General features: G+C 71.9%; 14 protein-coding genes. 2 read left to right on the top strand and 12 right to left on the bottom strand.

Annotated features, from left to right (window positions below):
* Nucleotides 1–85: 85 nt before the first annotated feature.
* From AB0N27_RS06105 to AB0N27_RS06090, 4 genes are read right to left on the bottom strand one after another with little or no spacing between them, the layout of a single operon-like run.
* The gene (locus tag AB0N27_RS06105) at nucleotides 86–1,723 is read right to left on the bottom strand and encodes an extracellular solute-binding protein (RefSeq protein ID WP_364363887.1); all 1,638 of its coding nucleotides are present in this window, start codon (nucleotides 1,721–1,723) and stop codon (nucleotides 86–88) included.
* 41 nt (nucleotides 1,724–1,764) lie between these two features.
* On the bottom strand, nucleotides 1,765–2,673 hold the full coding sequence (locus AB0N27_RS06100) for a carbohydrate ABC transporter permease (RefSeq protein WP_364363884.1): 909 nt from the start codon (nucleotides 2,671–2,673) through the stop codon (nucleotides 1,765–1,767).
* Nucleotides 2,670–3,656 (bottom strand): ABC transporter permease subunit, encoded by a 987-nt coding sequence (locus tag AB0N27_RS06095; protein WP_364363881.1) that lies wholly within the window; start codon nucleotides 3,654–3,656, stop codon nucleotides 2,670–2,672. Before AB0N27_RS06095 ends, AB0N27_RS06100 begins: the two co-directional genes overlap by 4 nt.
* A 10-nt stretch (nucleotides 3,657–3,666) precedes the next feature.
* Nucleotides 3,667–6,045, bottom strand: coding sequence for a glycoside hydrolase family 3 N-terminal domain-containing protein (locus AB0N27_RS06090; protein WP_364363878.1), 2,379 nt, complete (start codon nucleotides 6,043–6,045; stop codon nucleotides 3,667–3,669).
* A 313-nt stretch (nucleotides 6,046–6,358) separates the two neighbouring features.
* Between AB0N27_RS06090 and AB0N27_RS06085 the strand changes: the two genes are divergently transcribed.
* Nucleotides 6,359–7,396 carry a LacI family DNA-binding transcriptional regulator gene (locus AB0N27_RS06085; RefSeq protein ID WP_364363876.1) on the top strand — a complete coding sequence of 346 codons (1,038 nt, stop codon included), beginning with the start codon at nucleotides 6,359–6,361 and terminating at the stop codon, nucleotides 7,394–7,396.
* Nucleotides 7,397–7,410: 14 nt separating this feature from the next.
* Entirely contained in the window at nucleotides 7,411–8,406 is a 996-nt protein-coding gene (locus AB0N27_RS06080; protein WP_364363873.1) for an acetylxylan esterase, read from the top strand.
* Nucleotides 8,407–8,457: 51 nt separating this feature from the next.
* On the opposite strand, the gene AB0N27_RS06075 is transcribed toward AB0N27_RS06080, so the two are convergent.
* From AB0N27_RS06075 to AB0N27_RS06040, 8 genes are all read right to left on the bottom strand, one after another.
* Entirely contained in the window at nucleotides 8,458–8,922 is a 465-nt protein-coding gene (locus tag AB0N27_RS06075; protein WP_364363870.1) for a MaoC family dehydratase, read from the bottom strand.
* Between the two features lie 16 nt (nucleotides 8,923–8,938).
* Entirely contained in the window at nucleotides 8,939–10,087 is a 1,149-nt protein-coding gene (locus tag AB0N27_RS06070) for an acyl-CoA dehydrogenase family protein (protein ID WP_364363867.1), read from the bottom strand.
* A 46-nt stretch (nucleotides 10,088–10,133) separates the two neighbouring features.
* Entirely contained in the window at nucleotides 10,134–12,953 is a 2,820-nt protein-coding gene (locus tag AB0N27_RS06065; protein WP_364363864.1) for an AAA family ATPase, read from the bottom strand.
* Nucleotides 12,954–13,019: 66 nt separating this feature from the next.
* Nucleotides 13,020–13,631, bottom strand: a complete 612-nt coding sequence (locus AB0N27_RS06060) for a TetR/AcrR family transcriptional regulator (protein ID WP_364363862.1) — start codon at nucleotides 13,629–13,631, stop codon at nucleotides 13,020–13,022.
* 246 nt (nucleotides 13,632–13,877) lie between these two features.
* Nucleotides 13,878–15,161: an ABC transporter substrate-binding protein gene (locus AB0N27_RS06055; RefSeq protein WP_364366092.1), complete on the bottom strand. Its 1,284-nt coding sequence runs from the start codon at nucleotides 15,159–15,161 to the stop codon at nucleotides 13,878–13,880.
* An 84-nt stretch (nucleotides 15,162–15,245) separates the two neighbouring features.
* Entirely contained in the window at nucleotides 15,246–16,358 is a 1,113-nt protein-coding gene (locus tag AB0N27_RS06050; protein WP_364363859.1) for a branched-chain amino acid ABC transporter permease, read from the bottom strand.
* A complete protein-coding gene (locus AB0N27_RS06045; protein ID WP_364363857.1) occupies nucleotides 16,355–17,233 on the bottom strand; it encodes a branched-chain amino acid ABC transporter permease in 879 nt (292 codons plus the stop codon). The genes AB0N27_RS06050 and AB0N27_RS06045 overlap by 4 nt, the downstream gene beginning before the upstream one ends.
* A gap of 30 nt (nucleotides 17,234–17,263) precedes the next feature.
* Nucleotides 17,264–17,986, bottom strand: coding sequence for an ABC transporter ATP-binding protein (locus AB0N27_RS06040; protein WP_364363854.1), 723 nt, complete (start codon nucleotides 17,984–17,986; stop codon nucleotides 17,264–17,266).
* Nucleotides 17,987–18,021: the final 35 nt, after the last annotated feature.

Raw genomic sequence — 18,021 nt, 5'->3', positions numbered from 1 at the left:
TCGGAAACGGTGATGCGCATCGCTGTCCTCGTGGTCGTCGGGGTCCGGTCGGGCGACGGGGCGCCGCCCGACCGGACCCCACAGGTCAACCGTTGTTCTTCTGGAACCGCTCGTACGCCTTGTTGACCAGGTCGATGTACTGCTCGGAGTTCTTCGCCTTCAACTCGGCCACGTACGCGTCCCACTCGCTCAGGGGCCGTTGGCCGAGGGCGAACTTCAGCGTGTTCTGGGTGACGAAGTCCTTCAGCGGGGTCTCCCAGAGCGACACCTGCTCGCGCTCCTCGTCGGTCAACGGGGCGGGCGGGGGCACCTCCCTCGGCTTGCGGGCGTCCATCACCTTCTGGAACTCCAGCTCCTCCGGGGAGAAGAACCCTCGGACCAGGTCGGGGGTGCCGCCGTAGGCGAAGACGCCGTTGTGGAACCCGAAGTCCTTCTGCAGGTGCTTGGGCGCCTTCGGGTGCAGTCCGAGGAAGTCGATGCCGGGGTCGAGCGTGCGCTTGCCGGACGCGTCCTTGGTGAAGGTGGTGCCCTCGATGCCCCAGCGGGCGAACTCCAGGCCGGCGTCGGAATACCACAACCAGTCGATGAACTGCATCATGGCCACGAAGTTCTTGCTCTCCCGGGCCTTCGTCGAGATCATGATGCCGTTCTCCAGGCGCGGGAACGGGTTGATCTCACCGGCCGGGCCGATCGGCAGCGGGATCTTGGCCATCTTGGCGTTCGGCAGGGTCTTGGCCAGGTCGGGCCGGTGGTTGTTGACAAGGGTCTGCGTGTTGCCGGTGACCACGAAGGACTTGCCGTTCGCGAGCTTCTGCCGGGCCTGGTCGTCGGTCTGGGTGAAGCTCTCCGGATCGAGCAGACCCTCGGCGACGAGCTTGTGCAGGTACGTGAGCATCTGCTTGTACTGCTCGGACGCGCCGGTGTAGGTGAACTTCTTCGCCGCCGGGTCCCAGGTGGCGTGCTGGTAGTCCCAACCCGCCTGGGTGCCGTGGGCCGAGCCGAGGATGTTCAGCAGGGCGCCCGTCGGGTTGGGCTTGCTGAACAGGTCGGAGTACGGGTAGACGTTCGGGTACTTCGCCTTCATGGCCTTGAGCACCGTGTACAGGTCGTCCCAGGTCTTCGGGACCGCCAGGTTGAGCTCCTGGAGGATGTCCATCCGCATCAGGACCGTGTAGTCCTGCGTGGGCTTCTCGTGCATCCCCGGCAGCAGGTAGAACTTACCGTCGGACTGCCGCAGGTTGTCGATCTCCGGCTTGAGGTTCCACTTGGCGATCTTGTCCTTGAAGTTGGGCATCAGATCGATGTAGTCACTCACCGGCAGGATCGCCCCGGAGGACACGAACGCGTTCTCCTGCGGGTGGTACGTCTTCGGGATGATCAGCGGGGCGTCCCCGGCGCCGATCAGCAGGCTGCGCTTCTGCTCGTAGTCGCTCAACGGGACGGCGACCGGCTCGATCGTGACGTTCGTCCGCTTGGTCAGCTCGGACCAGAACAGCCAGTCCTGCTTGAGCGGGTAGAAGGTGTGGTTGTTGTAGAGGGTGGAGAACGACAGCGCCTCGGTGGCCTTGAACTGGTCGCCGACGCCGTAGGTGGCCATCGCGCCGACCTTGTTCCCGGAGAGGTCAGTCGACTCGCCGGGATCCTCGGAGCAGGCGGCGATGACTGTGAGCGCGAGCAGACCCGCGGTGGCTGTCGCCACGCGACGCCACGGCTTGAAGAGCATGGCTCGTCCTTTCGGTGGTGGGGTGGAAGGTGATGCGCCGCTCAGCCCTTGACCGCCCCGAGCATCACGCCGCGGACGAAGTACCGCTGGACGAAGGGGTAGACCGCCAGGATGGGCAGGGTGGTGAGCACGACGGTCACGGCCTGGAACGTGGCTCCCGCCTGGACCTTGTCGGCGTCGGCGGCGGCCGACTCGGCGCTGGTGGCGCCGACGATCAGGTTGCGCAGGTAGACGGTGACCGGAAGCAGCTCCTGCCGGTCGAAGTACAGAAACGCGCTGAACCAGGAGTTCCAGAAGGAGACCGCGTAGAAGAGGACCATCGTCGCGATGATCGCCTTGGACAGCGGCAGCACGATGCGCAGCAGGATGCCGTACGTGTTAAGCCCGTCGACGGCGGCGGCCTCCTCCAACTCGGTCGGCAAGCTCTCGAAGAACGCCTTCATGACCAGCAGGTTGAACACGCTTATCGCGTTGGGGATTACCACCGCCCAGATGGTGTTCTTCATTCCCAGGCTGGTCACCAGCACGTAGTTGGGAATCAGACCGCCGGAGAAGAACATGGTGAACAGCGCGACGCCGACGAGCAGGCCACGGCCCTTGAGCTGCGGCTTGGACAGCACGTACGCGTAGCACGTGGTCAGCACTATCGAGATGAGCGTGGCGACCACCGTGTACACCACCGTGTTGCGGTAGTTCGTCCAGAACATCGCGTCGGACATCACCAGCTTGTACGCGGTCAGGTCGAACCCGCGCGGGACCAGGCTCACCTTCCCCGCGAGGAGGTACGCCTCGTCGCTGAGCGAGCGGGCCACGATGTTGAGGAACGGGAACAGCGTCACGATCACGACGCCGATCAGGACGATCGTGTTGACCACCCGGAAGATCCGGTAGCCGCGGCTGTCCACCGGCCCGCGCGTCGTCGGGGCGTCCGCCTCCCGGCCGAGGATCACCACAGGCTCGTGCCCACCGTGCGACGGGAGATGAGGTTCGCCGACAGGACCAGGACCAGCCCGATCACCGCCTCGAAGAGACCGATCGCGGCCGCGTAGCTGAAGTTGCTGGACTGGAAACCCATCCGGAACAGGTAGGTGGAGACCACATCCGCCGTCGGGTATGTCAACGGGTTGTAGAGCAGCAGGACCTTCTCGAACCCGACAGCCATGAAACTGCCGATGTTGAGGATCAGCAGCGTCACCATCGTCGGCCGGATCCCCGGAAGCGTGACGTGCCAGGTCTGCCGCAGCCGGCTGGCGCCGTCGATCCGGGCCGCCTCGTAGAGGTCCTCGTCGATCGTGGTGAGCGCGGCGAGGTAGAGGATCGTGCCCCAGCCGACGGTCTGCCAGACCTCCGACGAGACGTAGATGGTGCGGAACCACTGCGGCTGTTGCAGGAACGCCACCGGGTCTCCCCCGGCCATCCGGACCAGTTGGTTGGCCGCGCCGTCGATGGACGTCAGCTGCGTGACCATCGCCGCCACGATGACGATCGACAGGAAGTGCGGCAGGTACGACACCGACTGCACGAACCGTTTGAACCGGCGGGCGCGCACCTCGTTGAGCAGCAGCGCCAGCACGATCGGCAGCGGGAAGCAGAACAGCAGCGTCAGCGCCCCGAGCACCAGCGTGTTGGTGAAGACCTCCCAGAACGTCGGGTCGATGAAGAACATCCGGAAGTACCGCAGCCCGACCCAGTACTCACCGAAGATGCTGCCGCCGGGCTTGAAGCGCCGGAACGCGATGATGTTCCCGACCATCGGCAGGTACCGGAAGATCAGGAAGAACAGCAGCGGCAGGACGGCCAGCGAGTAGAGCTGCCAGTCCCGACGGAGGGCCTGGCGCCAGCTCCGGCGCCGCCGCGGGTGTGACGCGGGGCGCGCGGACCCCGCCGCAGCTCGGGGCGCGGCAGGCGGCGGAGGCCGTAACGTCGATGTCATCCTCGGCCTCCTAGTCGGAGTGCGGGACGGCCACGAGGGGCTGGACCCGCACCGACGTGAGCAGTTCCCGTTGGTGGCCGACCTGGCGCTCGACGCCTGTCAGCCGCAGCGGCAGGGTGGCCGCCACGTCGCCACTGGACCTGCCGAACCGCAGCTCGACGTCGCCGGGTTCGACGATGCGTCGCCCGGACAGCCCGACGAACGACGCGACGTCGGCCGGTACGCCGAAGGTCACGTGCGCCGCCTCGCCGGCCTCCAGCGGCACCCTGGTGAAGCCGACCAGCCGGACCACCGGTCGGGTGGTCTGCGCGACCGGGTCGTGCAGGTAGAGCTGCACGACCTCGACGCCGGCCCGCGCGCCGGTGTTGCGGATGGTGATCCGCACCCGGGCCGTACCGTCGACCGGCCAGGCCGCCGGGTCGGCGGGGTCCTGCTCGTCCGCCGGCCCCAGCACCGTGGCGTCGGACCAGTCGAATGTGGTGTAGCTCAGCCCGTGGCCGAACGGGTACGCCGGCGTCGGATCGACCGACGAGACCTCGTTGCGGCGACCCAGCGGCGGCATCAGGTAGGTGCCGGGCAGTCCGCCCGCGTCGCGGGGAACGCTCACCGGCAGGCGCCCGGACGGATTCACCTCGCCGGTGAGCACCTCGGCGAGTGCCTGCCCGCCCCGCTGGCCGAGGAAGAACGCCTGCACCACGGCGGCCGCCGCGTCGACCTCGGGACCGAGCGCGTACGGCCGCCCGGTCATCAGCACCAGGACGACGGGGGTGCCGGTGGCAAGGACCGCCCGGACCAGGTCGGCCTGGACGCCCGGCAGTCGCAGGTCTACGGCGTCGCAGCCCTCGCCGGAGGTGCCCCGGCCGAACATGCCCGCCCGGTCGCCGACGGCGAGCACGCAGACGTCGGCGTCGGCGGCCGCGGCGACCGCCGCCGGGATGCCCGAGGTGTCCTCGCCGGTGACCGCGCAACCCGGCTCGTGGGTGAGCTGCGGGACCCGGCGGGCCAACTCGTCGCGCAGCGAGGGGATGTCCAGCCCGAGCCCGTACCCGCTGTGGTGCACGCCGACGTGGTTGGGGAAGGTGTAGCAGCCGAGCAGGGCCATCGGGTCGTCGGCGAGCGGACCCACCAGGGCGACCCGCCGGCCGGCGGGCAGCGGCAGCACGCCCGTGTTGCGCAGCAGGACGACTGATTCCCGGGCCAGGCGTACGGCGACGTCCTGGCTGGTCTCGTCGTCGAGGCGCAGGTCCGCCGCGTCGTCGGGCAGTTCCCGCCAGTCCTCGTCGAGCAGGCCGACCTCGATCTTCTGGGTGAGCACCCGGCGGAGCGCGCGGTCGATCAGCGTCTCGTCGACCTCCCCTCGACGGACCGCCGCCACCAACGGGGGGCCGAAGGCGTCAACTGTGGGCAGTTCGACGTCGATCCCGGCGCGCAGGGCGAGCCGGGCCGCGTCGGTGCCGTCCGCGGCGACGCCGTGCAGGGTCTGCAGGAAGCGCACGGCGAAGTAGTCGGCGACCACGGTGCCGGTGAAGCCCCACTCGTCGCGCAGCAGACCGGTCAGCAGCTCCTCGTCGGCGGCGACGGGCAGGCCGTCGATCTCGGCGTAGGAGTTCATCACCGAGCGGGCGCCCCCGAGCCGCAGGGCCATCTCGAACGGCGGCAGGATCACGTCGGCCAGCTCGCGGGGACCCATCGGCACGGGGGCCAGGTTGCGCCCGCCCCGGGAAGCGGAGTAGCCGGCGAAGTGTTTCAGGGTGGCCACGACGCCTGCGCGTTCCAGACCGCGCACGTACGCCGCCCCGGTCGTCCCCACCAGGTACGGGTCCTCGCCGATCGTCTCCTCGGTGCGGCCCCAGCGGTAGTCCCGGGTCACGTCGAGGACGGGCGCCAACCCCTGGTGGACGCCCGCTGCGCGCATCGACCGCCCGATCCGGCCGGCCATCTCCTCGACCAGTTCGGGGTCGAAGGCCGCGCCCCAGCCCAGCGGGGTGGGGTAGACGGTGGCCCGCCAGGCGGCGAAGCCGGTGAGGCACTCCTCGTGCACCTGCGCCGGGATCCCGAACCGACTGGCGGCCACGATCTGCGCCTGGGACGCGGCAAGCGACCGGGCGCCGAGCACCGGGTCGACGGGCGCGGTGCCGAACGGGCGGGTGAGCTGGCCGAGCCCGTACCTGATGATCTCGGCCCAGGGCGGCGTACCGTCGATCATGTCGGACTGGTGCGGAGCGACGCCCTCGCCGGACGCCTCGGCGCCGACCCAGACCCCGACCAGCTGGGCGATCTTCTCCTCCAGCGACATCAGCGACACGAGTGCCTCGACCCGCTCGGCAGGCGGCAGGTGCGGATCGCGCCACGGCGCGACGCCGCTGTCGACGGGCGACTGACTTCTCATGCCGAGACCCCTTAGCTCCGGCCACATCCGCGCCCTGAGAGGCCAGCTTCGCGGCGGACATTTCACGATCCGAAATTTTCCGGAAACCTGCGTAACCTTTTCGGCAACCTAAGTGCCCCGTCGGGGCATGTCAAGAGGTTCATCGATGCCTCGGTGGGGTCGATTCCTGCGCTCCGTCAGGTGATCGCTGACGCTCCGTTGCGGGCGAACGACGCCGACGCGGGGAACGGGCGGATCGGCTGCCGGATCGGCTGGCGTGAATGGCACGTCATGTTAGGGTCTTCCGAAACTTTCGGATGCTGTTGAGGCTGCGATGACAGAGCACCGCCCGCTCGACCCACCCGCCTCCACCACCATCGCGACCATCGCCAATGACGTCGGAGTCTCGGTCGCGACGGTTTCCAAGGTCCTCAACGGCCGAGGTGATGTGGCGCCCGGCACCAGAGCGCGGGTCGAGGAGAGCCTGGACCGCCACCGGTACCAGCGCCGCAACCGCCGGTCCTCGTCCGGCGGCGGGCGCGTGGATCTCGTGTTCCACGAGTTCGACACCGGCTGGGCGATGGAGATCCTGCGCGGCGTCGAGGCGGTGACAAGCGCCGCCGGGCTCGGTCTGTCCGTCGCCCAACTCGACGGCGCGCACCGACCGCCGCCACGCTGGCTGGACGCGCTGCTCGCCGACCGTCCACTGGGGGTGGTGTTCGTCCTCTCCCACCTGGCCGAGGTCCAGCAGCAGCACCTGCGACGCCACGGCATCCCGTTCGTCGTCGTCGACACCGACAGCGCGACCTCGGCGTCAGTGCCCACCGTCGGGTCCAACAACTGGAACGGCGGCCTGCTCGCCGCCCGGCACCTGCTGGACCTGGGGCACCGCAGGATCGCCATCATCTCCGGCCCACCCGACGTGCTCTGCAGCCGCGCTCGCGCCGCCGGCTTCCAGTCCGCGCACGAGGAGGCAGGGGTGCCGATCGACCGCGAGCTGACCCGTTACGGCAGCTTCTCGGCGGGTGCCGGGCACAGCCACGGGCTGCAACTGCTGCGGCTGGCGGACCGGCCCACGGCCATCTTCGCCGGCTCGGACATCCAGGCGATGGGGGTGCTCCGGGCCGCGCGGCAGTGCGGCCTGCGCGTGCCCGAGGACCTTTCGGTGATCGGGTACGACAATCTGCCCGTCTCGGCCTGGACCGACCCGCCTCTCACCACCATCAACCAGCCGCTGCGCGACATGGCCGGCATCGCCACCCAGATGCTGCTCGAAGTGGCGCGCGGCAACGAGCCGGCGACCAGCCGGATCGACCTGGTGACCGAGTTGGTCGTCCGGGAGAGCACCGCGCCCCCCGCCCAGCCGCACTGACCCTGTGAGGACCCGTGCCGCATCCACCCCCGCACCTCGACGACCTGGAGCGATACTCGCCCACGATCGTCGAGCCCGACGACTTCGACCAGTTCTGGAGCGACACCCTCGCCGAGGCGGCCGCCCGACCGGTGCTCGTCGACGTCCGCCCCGAGCCCACCGACCTGCCGCTGCTGGACTGCTGGAACGTCACGTTCGCGGGTTTCGGCGGCGACCCGGTCCGCGCCTGGTACACCCGTGCGGCAGGGGCGCGAGGTCCACTGCCCGCCGTGGTGGAGTACGCCGGGTACGGCCGTGGCCGTGGACTACCGCACGAGCGGCTCACCTGGCCGGTGGCCGGGTACGCGCACCTGCTGATGGACAACCGGGGCCAGGCGGGGCAGTACGGCGCCGGCGACACCCCCGACCCGCACGGCGCTCCCGGCGGCCCGTGGCCTGTCACCTGGGGCATCCTCGATCCGCGTGACTACCACTACCGCCGGCTGATCACCGACGCGGTCCGGGCGGTCGAGGCGGTCCGCGCCCTGCCGGGGGTCGACGCGGGCCGGGTCGCCGTGGTCGGCAACAGTCAGGGCGGCGGACTCGCGCTTGCCGTGTCCGGCCTGGTGGACGACCTCGCGGCGGTGCTGTCCACCGCCCCGTTCCTCTGCGACATGCGACGAGCCGTCCAGCTCTGCGACGTCCCGCCGTACGGCGAGATCGCCCACTACCTGGCCGTGCACCGGGAGGCCGAGGAGGCGGTGTGGCGGACGCTGTCCTACGTGGACGCGGTCAGCCTCGCGCGTCGTGCCACGGCGCCGGCGCACTTCGGGATCGGTCTGCGCGACACCGTCTGCCCGCCGAGGACCGGCTTCGCCGCCTACAACCAGTACGGCGCCGCGGCCGGCCGACCGGTCCCGCCGGAGCGGGAGATTCACGTCTACCCGTTCAACGGCCACGAGGGCGGCGAGGCAGTCCACGTCCGTCGTCAGCTGCGCTGGCTCGGCGCGAGGCTCCGTCCGACGTACTGAGCGAGCGCATCCTGCCCCGCGAAACAGGCGAAGGGGTGGCGACGGCCGCTTTCAGCCCGCCGTACCTCGGTAGAGCCGGCTGACCGTCTCGGCGACGCAGACCGGCTTGCCACCGCCGTCGCTCTCCACGGTGACCGTCGCGACCAGCTGCACCCCGCCGCTGACCGGGGACACCTCGGTGAAGGTGACGGTGGCCCGGACTGCGGCGCCGACGCGGACCGGGGCGGGGAAACGCACCCGGTTCAGGCCGTAGTTGACCCCCATCGCCACCCCCTCGACCCGGTAGAGCCCTCCGGCCAGCGCCGGCAGCATCGACAGGGTGAGGTAGCCGTGCGCGATCGTCCCGCCGAACGGTCCCCCCGCGGCCCGGACCGGGTCGAGGTGGATCCACTGGTGGTCGTCGGTGGCGTCGGCGAAGAGGTCGACGCGGCTCTGCTCGATCCGCTGCCAGGGACCGGGACCGAGGGTCTCGCCGACCGCGGCGGCCAGCTCGTCGAGGGAGGTGAAGACTCTCATTCCGGGCTCCTTCGAGCTAGAAGGCGTTGACGCCGGTGAGCGCGCGTCCGATGAGGAGGTGCTGGATCTGACTGGTGCCCTCGTAGAGGGTGGCGACCCGGGCGTCGCGCAGGTACTTGCCGACGGGGTACTCGTCGATGTACCCGTACCCCCCGAAGACCTGGACCGCGTTGTTGGCCGCGCGTACGGCGGCCTCGCTGGCGAACAGTTTGGCCATCGACGCCTCGGTGGCGAACGGCTGGTCACGGTCGATCAGGTCGGCGACCCGCCACACCAGCAGGCGGGCGGCGGCGGTGTCCACCGCGATGGCGGAGAGCAACTGCTGCACGAGCTGATGGCCGGCGATCGGCTTGCCGAACTGGGTCCGCTGCCCGGCGTAGCCGACAGCGGCGTCGAGGCAGCCCTGGGCGATGCCGACGCAGCCGGCGGCGACCGACATCCGCCCCTTGGCCAGGGTGGCCAGGGCCAGGCGGAACCCCGCGCCCTCGGCGCCGAGGCGTGCCGCGTCGGGTACGCGTACCTCGTCGAAGCGCAGCTCGCCGGTGGCCTGCCCGCGCAGGCCGAGCTTGCCGTGGATCTCCCGGCGGGTCAGCCCCTCGCTGTCGGTGGGCACCAGGAAGGCGGTGATGCCCCGGTGGCCGGGGCCGCCGGTGCGGGCGAAGACGAGTGCCACGTCGGCTGTGGTGCCGTTGGTGATGAACGTCTTGGTGCCGGTGAGCAGCCAGTCGTCGCCGTCGCGGACCGCTCGGGTCCGCAGCGCGGCCGCGTCCGAGCCGCTGTCCGGCTCGGTCAACGCGAAGCATCCGAGGGCGGTGCCGGCGCAGAGCCGGGGCAGCCACTCGGCCCGCTGCGCGGCGGAGCCGTGGGCGGCGATCGACTTCGCGACGAGGCCGAGCGAGACCGAGACGATGCCGCGTACGGCCGAGTCGCCCCGGCCGAGCTCCTCCAGGACGAGGCAGTACGCGAGGTGGTCGCCGCCGGAGCCGCCGTCGGACTCGGCGATGGTCAGGCCCAGGAAGCCCAGGTCGCCGAGCATGCCCACGACTGCCGGGTCGACCGACTCGCGCCGGTCCCAGGTGGCCGCGTGCGGCACCAGCTCCCGGTCGACGAACTCGGCGGCGAGTTGTCGGACGGCCACCTGTTCGGCGGAGAGGGTGAGCTCCATGGCCCATAAACTAGCGGTGATAGTTTACCGCGTCCAGAGCGGATGATCACCGGTCCGGGTCGGACCCCGGACCAGGCACCGCCACGAACGCGCGCGCCAGCTCGGTGCGGGAACGGATCCCGAGCCTGTGGAACACGTTGCGCAGGTGGTGGTCGATCGTGCGGGTGGACAGGAACATCCGGGCGGCGATCTCCCGGTTGGTGGCGCCCTCGGCGACGAGCTGGGCGATCCGCAGCTGCTGGCCGGTGAGCAGCCGTGCCGCAGGCAGAGCCGGTGGCCCTACCGACTCCCCGGACGCGCGCAGCTCCGAGGTGGCCTGCTCGGCCCAGCACCCCACCCCGAGCAGGGTGAGCGTCTCGCGGGCGCGGTGCAGGTGCCCGCGGGCGTCGCGGGGGCGTCGGCTGCGGCGCAGCTCCCGGCCGAAGAGCAACTCGGTACGCGCCCGTTCGAACGCGCCGGCCTCCGTCGGGTGCAGCCGCAGCGCGGCCTGGAACTCCCGGTCGGCCTCCACGCTGCCCCGGGGTGCGAGCAACGCGTGACACCTGGCGGACAGCGCCCGACGCAGTGGACTGGCGGTGCTGCTGGCCCAGCGGTCGAACACGGTGAGCGCGGCCGTCGCCGCCGGGCGGTGGGCCAGGTGGGCCGCCGCCTCGACCAGGTACGGGGTGGCCATCACCTGCACCAGGACCTGCCCGCGTCCGGTGCCCAGCCGCGCCAGCGACGCCAGTCGGGTCGCCGCCTCGTCGTGCCGACCGTCGACCAGGTCGAGGACCGCAAGCGCCCACCCCGCGAGCGCGTGCGGGCGGCTGCCCGGTGTCGGCGCCTCACCGATCTCCCGGATCCACCGCAGGCTCGTGTCGCGGTCGGCCCGGACGGCGGCCAGCACGGCGAGCATGCCGAGGTGGACGTTCGCGCCGTTGGTCTGACCGCTCGCGCGGGCGACCCGCAGCCCCTCGCGGGAGGTCTCCGCCGCCGTCTCGTGCCGTCCGAGCCAGTACTCGGCGACCGCCCGCAGTTCCAGCGCCCGGGAGAGCATGGACAGCTCGCCCCGGTCCCGGGCCAGGGCGACGGCCCGCTCGGCGAGCCGGTGCGCGGCGCCGTCGACGGCTACCACCAGGCCGGCGGCCGCCGCGCAGGCGAGCGCGGTGGGGGTCAACGCCGGGCCGGTCAACCGGCCGCCCAGCACCACCGCCCGGCGCAGCGCCGGGCCGCCCCGCTCGTGATCGCCCCGCAGCGTCGCCGCCACCCCGGCGACCAGACAGCTCATCAGCTCCAGGGCCGGCGGGTCGTTCGGGCGCCGCAGCGCCGCCGCCCGGTGCCCGACCTCCGCGTACCGGTACTGGTCGCCGGCGAAGCAGACGGCCTCTCCGGCGCGGACGAGACCGGTCAACGCCTGGGCCCGATCGGCGTCGGCGACCGAGTCGGCGGCGGCGAGCAGGGTCGCCGACGCGTCCGCTGCCGGCTCGCAACGCAGCTCCAACTCCCCGCGCAGCAGGCCGGCGCGCCCGTCGACGACCCCCGAGGGGGCGGTACGGAGGCGGTCGAGCAGCAGTCGCGCCTGATCGGGTCGGCCGGCGATCCAGGCGTAGCGGGCGGCGGACAGCAGGCGGGCAGCGGCGTGCGCCGGGTCGGCGCTGAGATCGGCGGCCCGGCACAACGCGGCGGAGGCGGCGGACCAGTCCCGCTCCCCGTCGGCCGCGGCCTGCTCCAACTCGGCGGCGAGAGCGGGGTCGGCGCCCTCCGCCGCGGCGGCGAGGTGCATCGCACGCCGGAGACGCCGCGTACGCGGATCGAGCGCGTCGGCGAGCAGCCGGTGCGCCGCCCGACGCTCCGCGAGCGGTGCGCTGGCCGCGACCATCGCGCGGGCCAGCGGGTGGTGGAACGTGACGCCGCCGGGCTCGACGCGGACCAGGCCGGCGACCTCCGCCGGGGCGAGCGCCTCGGCGGCGGCCCGCGCCGGCGCGCCCGGCCCGCTCTCCTCGTCCAACGCGGCGAGCAGCAGCAGTCGGCGGGTGGACGGCGGCAGCCGGTCCAGCCGGGCCCGGTAGGCGCGGCCCAGCGCGCCGTCGGTCGGTGGCGCGGTGGGCAGTGACTCCTCGCCCCGCCACTGCCCCGGGGTGAGCACGTCGGCGAGATCCCCCAGGGCCTGCGGGTTGCCGCCGCCGATCGCGCCGAGCGCGGCGACCACAGGCGCGGCGGGCCGCTCGGGCAGTCGGTCGGTGCCGGCGGTCTCACCCTGCCGTTGACGCCGCAGCCGGAGCCGGTCGGCCAGGACGGCCGCGCTCTCCCGTTCGGTGAGCGGCCGGAGCCGGCACGCCGGTATCCCGTCGATGGTGGTGGCGGCGTCCGCGGTGAGCAGGACGGCGACCGGCAGGCGCCGCAGGCGGCGCGCGGCGAAGGCCAGCACCCGTCCGGTCTGCGGGTCACCCAGGTCGACGTCGTCCATCGTGACCAGCAGCGGACGGTCCCGGGCGGCGGCGGCGAGCAACCCGAGGACGCCCATCGACAGCGCGAGTTGGCGGGCGTCGGGGCAGTCCTCCCCGCCCAACGCCCGTCGCACCAGGTGCCGTTGCTCCCTGGGCAGGACGGCGGTGCGGTCGAGCAGCGGGTCGAGCAGGCGTTGCAGCCCGGCGTACGGCAGGGCGGCCTCCTCGGCGAGCCCGGTGCCGGCGAGCACTGTGGTGGCGCGGCCCTCGACGTGCCGGTGGGCGTGAGCGACAAGGGCGCTGCGGCCCGATCCGGGCTCACCGTGCACCAGCAGGGAACCGCCGCCGTCGGTGATGCCGTCGAGCAGGCCCCGGATGGTCCGGCACTCGTCGTCCCGGCCACGCAGCACGGTTAGTTGCACTCTTGATGCAGTAACCATGCGTCCCAGTGTCACCCATCGGTAACCGGATGGAAAGAGGGGGACGACGGCCGGCCGGGGCCGGGGTCAGTCGGCCGCCACCTCGGCCAGCAGAGCGCCCACCGTACGGGCCATCACCGCGCGGGCGGCGTCCACGCCGAGCCCGAGGCCGTCGCGCAGCATCGACCAGGTCGACCACATGCTCGCCGCCATCAACGCGTTGAGCAGTTGCTCCCGCCCTCGTCCGGCCCGCGCCAGCTCGGCGGCGAACAGGTGCTCGACCTCCTCGCGGACCCGGTCGACGTGCTTGAGGCGGTTGCGGCGCAACTGTTCCGAGAACGGCTCGCGCATCTGCGCGGCCCGCGCCGACGGCGCGATGAGCTGGAGCAGCCGGGCTCGCTGCCGGCAGTACGCGTCGACCCGCTTGGCCAGCGGCAACCCGGGTGGGATCGGTCGGTAGGCGGAGTCCTGCTGGCGGAGCACCTCGGCGCCGCTCGCCTCGAACAGGGTCTCCATGTCCTTGAAGTTGGTCCAGAGCGTCCGCAGCGAGATGCCGGCCCGTTCGGCGATGCGTTCCCCGGTCGGCCGCAGGTCGCCCTCGGAGATGAGCGCGAGGTGCGCCTCGACGATGGCCGCCCGGGTGCGCTCCGCCCGGGCGGTCCGCCCGTCGACCCGCCCCGCCGCCTCGACCGTCTCCATCCGCCTTCGCCCCCTCACCGCCACGGCGTCTCCCGCCGCGTCGCCGAGTCTAGCCACGCGATGATCAGCCGGTGGCGGCCGGTGACGATGGAGCGCGGACATAAATTTGCAGCCATGGTGCGGATAGTAGGAGGGCTGATCTGTCTCGGTCAACGCCCCCCGCCGCCGCACCGGGGCCCGCGCAGCCGTACGACCGGGTGTGGTCACGAGCGGCCACACCCGGTCGACGGCCGGTGGTACGGGTGGTCAGGAGACGGTCGGCACCCCGTTCGCGGGTGGCGCGACAGGCGCCACGGTGTACTCCTTGACCGCGCCGTCCGCCTCGTCGGTCTCGTACGCCGGCCCGAAGTAGGTCTGCACTCCCCCACTCACCCGGCTCAGCCGCTGGCCGCCGTAGCCGGAGTGGTCGTTCGCGGAGAAGCGCAGCGGCACCAGCCCGGGGCCCTGGAAGCCGCCCTTCTGCACGGCCTCGAGCACCTTCTCCCGGGTGAGGTCCTTGCCGGCGGCGAGCAGCGCCTGCACGAACAGGTAGCCGACCGACATGCCGTAGACGGTGTTGCCGTCGAAGGGCGCGTCCCCGTTGTGCTCCTTGTTGACCTTCATGAAGAGCTGGATCCACGGGTTCGCGGTGTCGTTCTGCATCGGCAGGTAGTTGGTGCCGACCATGCCCTCCAGCAGCGGCGCCGCGGCGCCGAGCTGCTTGGCAAGGGTGGGGTGGTCGGCGCCCACGTTGGAGACCAGCCACTGCGGCTTGAAGCCCAGCCGCGCGGCGGTGCCGATGGACAGCGCCGTGAAGCCCGGAACCGTGGCGAGCACCACGACCTGGCAACCGGCCGCCTTGAACGCGCCGATTTGCGGCGCCACGTTGGTGTTGCTGGTGACGTACGTCTGCTTGACCGCCACCGCACCGGTGCCCAGGACCTTCTCCACGCCGACCAGGCTGTCCCGGCCGAAGTCGTCGTCCTGGCCGAGGAAGCAGACCTTCTGTCCGGCCAGGTTCGCCTTCGCGTAGTTGGCGAGGATCTTGCCCTCCACCGTGTAGTCCGGGTTGAACCCGAACGTGCCCGGATACTTGTCCGGTTGGTCCCAGCTGCGGCTGCCGGAGGCGACGAACAGGTCGGGCACCCGGTTGCTCTTGAGGAAGTCGAGCACTCCGCTGTGCGTCGGCGTGCCGAGGCCGTTGAGGATGGCGAAGACCTTGTCCTGAAGGACGAGCTGGCGGACCACCTGCTGGGTGTTCGCCGGGTTGTAGCCGTCGTCCATGATCTTGTAGGTGATCTTGCGGCCGTGCACGCCGCCGGCCGCGTTGACGTAGTCGAAGTACGCCTTCGTCGCCGGAGCGATCTTCGAGTATCCGGCCGAGGCCGGCCCGGTCAGCGGCATGTGGGTGCCGACGACGATCTCGGTGCCGGTGACGCCCGGCACCGCTGCCCCGCCGGGGCCGGAACCGTCGTCACTGCAAGCGGCGGCGGCGACCAACAGGGCTATGGTGCTGGCGATCGCGAGACCGCGTTGTGCCGTACGGTGCATGAGGAACACCGACCTTTCTCGGTCCGGTTCTGTCGGGAACGGTGTGGTGGTGGTGCGCCCGGCCGAGGCCGGGCCGGAAACAGCTCAGGAACGCCGGGCCGCCCAGCGGGCCAGCAGTGCCCGGCCCAGACGAGACAGCAGGCCCTGCACACCGCCGGGGGCGGCGATCATGACGACGATCAGGGTGAGTCCGAAGATCGCCAGGGGGAGGTTGCCTTCCAGCCGTTGGGCCACCGCGGGCGAGAGCGTGAGCAGCTCCGTCGCGGAGTGGGTGAGATCGGGCAGGGCCACGAGCAGTACGGCGCCCCACAGGGCGCCGGTCAGCCGACCGAGACCACCGATCACGACTGCCATCAGCAGGAACAGCGACAGGGTCAGCGAGAACGCGCCGGGCGACACGCTCTGCGCCAGCACCGCCAGCAGCGCGCCGCCGAGACCGGCGGTGGCGGCGCTGACCACGAACGCGAGGACCTGGGTGCGGGCCACGTGGATGCCGGCGAGGCGCGCGGCCACCTCGTCGTCGCGGACCGCCCGGAAGGTACGCCCGTACCGGCTGCGGATCAGGTTGGCCAGCAGCAGCAACGCGAGCAGGGTCGCCGCGCCGGTCAGCCAGAGCTGCCACCGCTCGTAGGGGAAGTACGGGCCGAGCGACGCCGGCGGCGGCTCCACAGGCACCGATAGGCCCTGCTCGCCGTTGAGGACACCGTCGAAGGTCACGGCCAGCGCCGGCACGACGACGGCCACGGCGAGCGTGACCCCGGCCAGGTAGGGGCCGCGCAGCCGGGCAGCGGCCACGCCGACCACCGCGCCTACCGCGACAGTGCTGACGATCGCCGCTCCCAGCGACAACGGCAGCAGCCAGCCGCCGGTCATCCCCCGGTCGGCGAACGCGTTCTGGCACAGGGCCACTGTGTACGCCCCGACGGCCATCAACGCCCCGTGCCCAAGCGAGAGCTGACCGTTGAGCCCGGTGAGGACGGTCAGGCCGGCGGTCGCGCAGAGGTAGGCGGCCACCGTGGCGAGCTGGAAGTTGCGGAACGGCTCGACCGTGTAGCTGACCGCCACCAGCAGCACCCCGACGGCGAGCACGACGGCGAGGTGACGCAGCAGCGTGGAGCCACGGCGCCGGTCGGCCGGTCGGCCCCCCGGCTCGGCCGGGCGGTGTCTCGGCGGCAGGACCGCCCCGGTGGCGCTCACACCCGCCTCGCCGCGACCGGGGCGAACAACCCGCCGGGCCGGACCAGCAGCACCGCCAGCAGCAGGACCAGCACCGCCAGGGGCGTGAGGTCACTGCCGGCGTACCCGCTGACGTACGAGAGCAGCAGGCCCACCACCAGCCCTCCGACCACCGCCCCCGGTGGACTGTCCAACCCGCCGACCACCGCCGCGGTGAACGCCGAGACGAACACCAGGTCCATCGCGTGCGGATGCAACCCCAGCTCGGTCGGGATGACAAGCATGGCGGCCAGCGCGCCCACCCCGGACGCCAGCGCCCAGCCGAGCGTCAACATGCCACCGACGTTGACCCCGAGCAGGCGGGACACCTCCGGCGCGAAGGCCGCCGCGCGCATCCGCAGACCGACAGGGGTACGGGCGAACATCCAGGCCAGCCCACTGACCACCACCCCGATCGTGGCGAAGACGAACAGGTCGTACGGCGACAGCACCGCGACCCCGCCCACGGTGAGGGCCGAGCGCGAGAAGGGCGTCTCGGCGGGGCGGAACTCGTTGCCGTACACCATGCCCAGCACGGCCTGGATCAGCAGCACCAGACCGAGCGCGACGATCACCGGGTTGAGCGGTGACGCGTGGTCGACGTGCCGCATCACGACGCGGTCCACAAGCGCGCCCAGCAGCAGCCCGGCGACGATCGCCACCCCGAAGCCCAACCAGTACGAGCCGGTCGCGGCGGACACCGAGTAGGCGACGTACGCGGCGGCGACAGCCATCGCGCCCTGGGCGAAGTTGACGACCCGCGCCGCCCGCCAGATGAGCACCAGGGCCAGCGCGAACGCGGCGTACACCGCGCCCCGGGACAGGCCGTCGACGGTGAGGAAGACGAAGCGGTCCAACAGTCCTCCTTTCCGGGGACGAGGTGGTGGTCAGAAACCGAGGTACGCGTGGCGCAGGTCGACGTCGTCGCGCAACCTGGCCGCCGGGGCGGCGACGACGACCCGGCCGAGGGACATCACGACGCCCTGGTCGGCGACGGCGAGCGCGCTGCGGACGTTCTGCTCGACCAGGAGCACGGTCAGGCCGGTCCGGTCGCGCAGTTGCCGCAGCAGGGCCATCGTCCGGGCGACCACACGGGGCGCCAGGCCGAGCGACGGCTCGTCGAGCAGCAGCAGTCTCGGCCGACCGACAAGCGCCCGGCCCAGCGCGAGCATCTGCCGTTCGCCGCCGGAGAGCTGATGCCCGAGATGCCGGCGGCGGCGGGCGAGCGGCTCGAACAGCTCGTACACCTCGTCGAGGGCGCGGCCCGCGTCGGCCCGGTCACGCCGCCACAGCCCGCCGAGGCGCAGGTTCTCGTCGACGGTCAGCTCGCTGATCACGCCCCGCCCCTCCGGCACGTGCGCCATGCCGCGCCGGACGAGCTGCTCCACGGGCGTACCCCGCAGGTCCTCCCCGGCCAGGACCACCTGACCGGCGCTCGGGCGGATCATGCCGGAGAGCGTGCGCAGCAGGGTGGTCTTGCCGGCGCCGTTCGCGCCGACGACGGCGGCGATCGTGCCCGCCGGGATGGTGAGGTCGACGGCCCGCAGCACCGGCGCGGCTCCGTAGCCGGCCACCAGCCCACGCACCACGAGCAGATCCGGCGCGCTCACGCGGCACCTCTTCTCGCTCGCGACTGCGGGGCTCG

This window comes from Micromonospora sp. NPDC093244, from assembly GCF_040683695.1.
In the GTDB taxonomy this organism is placed as follows: domain Bacteria; phylum Actinomycetota; class Actinomycetes; order Mycobacteriales; family Micromonosporaceae; genus Micromonospora.
Note: the sequence above shows the minus strand (reverse complement) of the source record. Positions and strands in the feature narration are given on the sequence as shown.

Bases quoted from the DNA above. Each gene is read 5' to 3' on its own strand.
- AB0N27_RS06105 (WP_364363887.1), bottom strand. From the start codon at position 1,723: ATGCTCTTCAAGCCGTGGCGTCGCGTGGCGACAGCCACCGCGGGTCTG.
- AB0N27_RS06095 (WP_364363881.1), bottom strand. From the start codon at position 3,656: ATGACATCGACGTTACGGCCTCCGCCGCCTGCCGCGCCCCGAGCTGCG.
- AB0N27_RS06090 (WP_364363878.1), bottom strand. From the start codon at position 6,045: ATGAGAAGTCAGTCGCCCGTCGACAGCGGCGTCGCGCCGTGGCGCGAT.
- AB0N27_RS06085 (WP_364363876.1), top strand. From the start codon at position 6,359: ATGACAGAGCACCGCCCGCTCGACCCACCCGCCTCCACCACCATCGCG.
- AB0N27_RS06075 (WP_364363870.1), bottom strand. From the start codon at position 8,922: ATGAGAGTCTTCACCTCCCTCGACGAGCTGGCCGCCGCGGTCGGCGAG.
- AB0N27_RS06070 (WP_364363867.1), bottom strand. From the start codon at position 10,087: ATGGAGCTCACCCTCTCCGCCGAACAGGTGGCCGTCCGACAACTCGCC.
- AB0N27_RS06065 (WP_364363864.1), bottom strand. From the start codon at position 12,953: ATGGTTACTGCATCAAGAGTGCAACTAACCGTGCTGCGTGGCCGGGAC.
- AB0N27_RS06060 (WP_364363862.1), bottom strand. From the start codon at position 13,631: ATGGAGACGGTCGAGGCGGCGGGGCGGGTCGACGGGCGGACCGCCCGG.
- AB0N27_RS06055 (WP_364366092.1), bottom strand. From the start codon at position 15,161: ATGCACCGTACGGCACAACGCGGTCTCGCGATCGCCAGCACCATAGCC.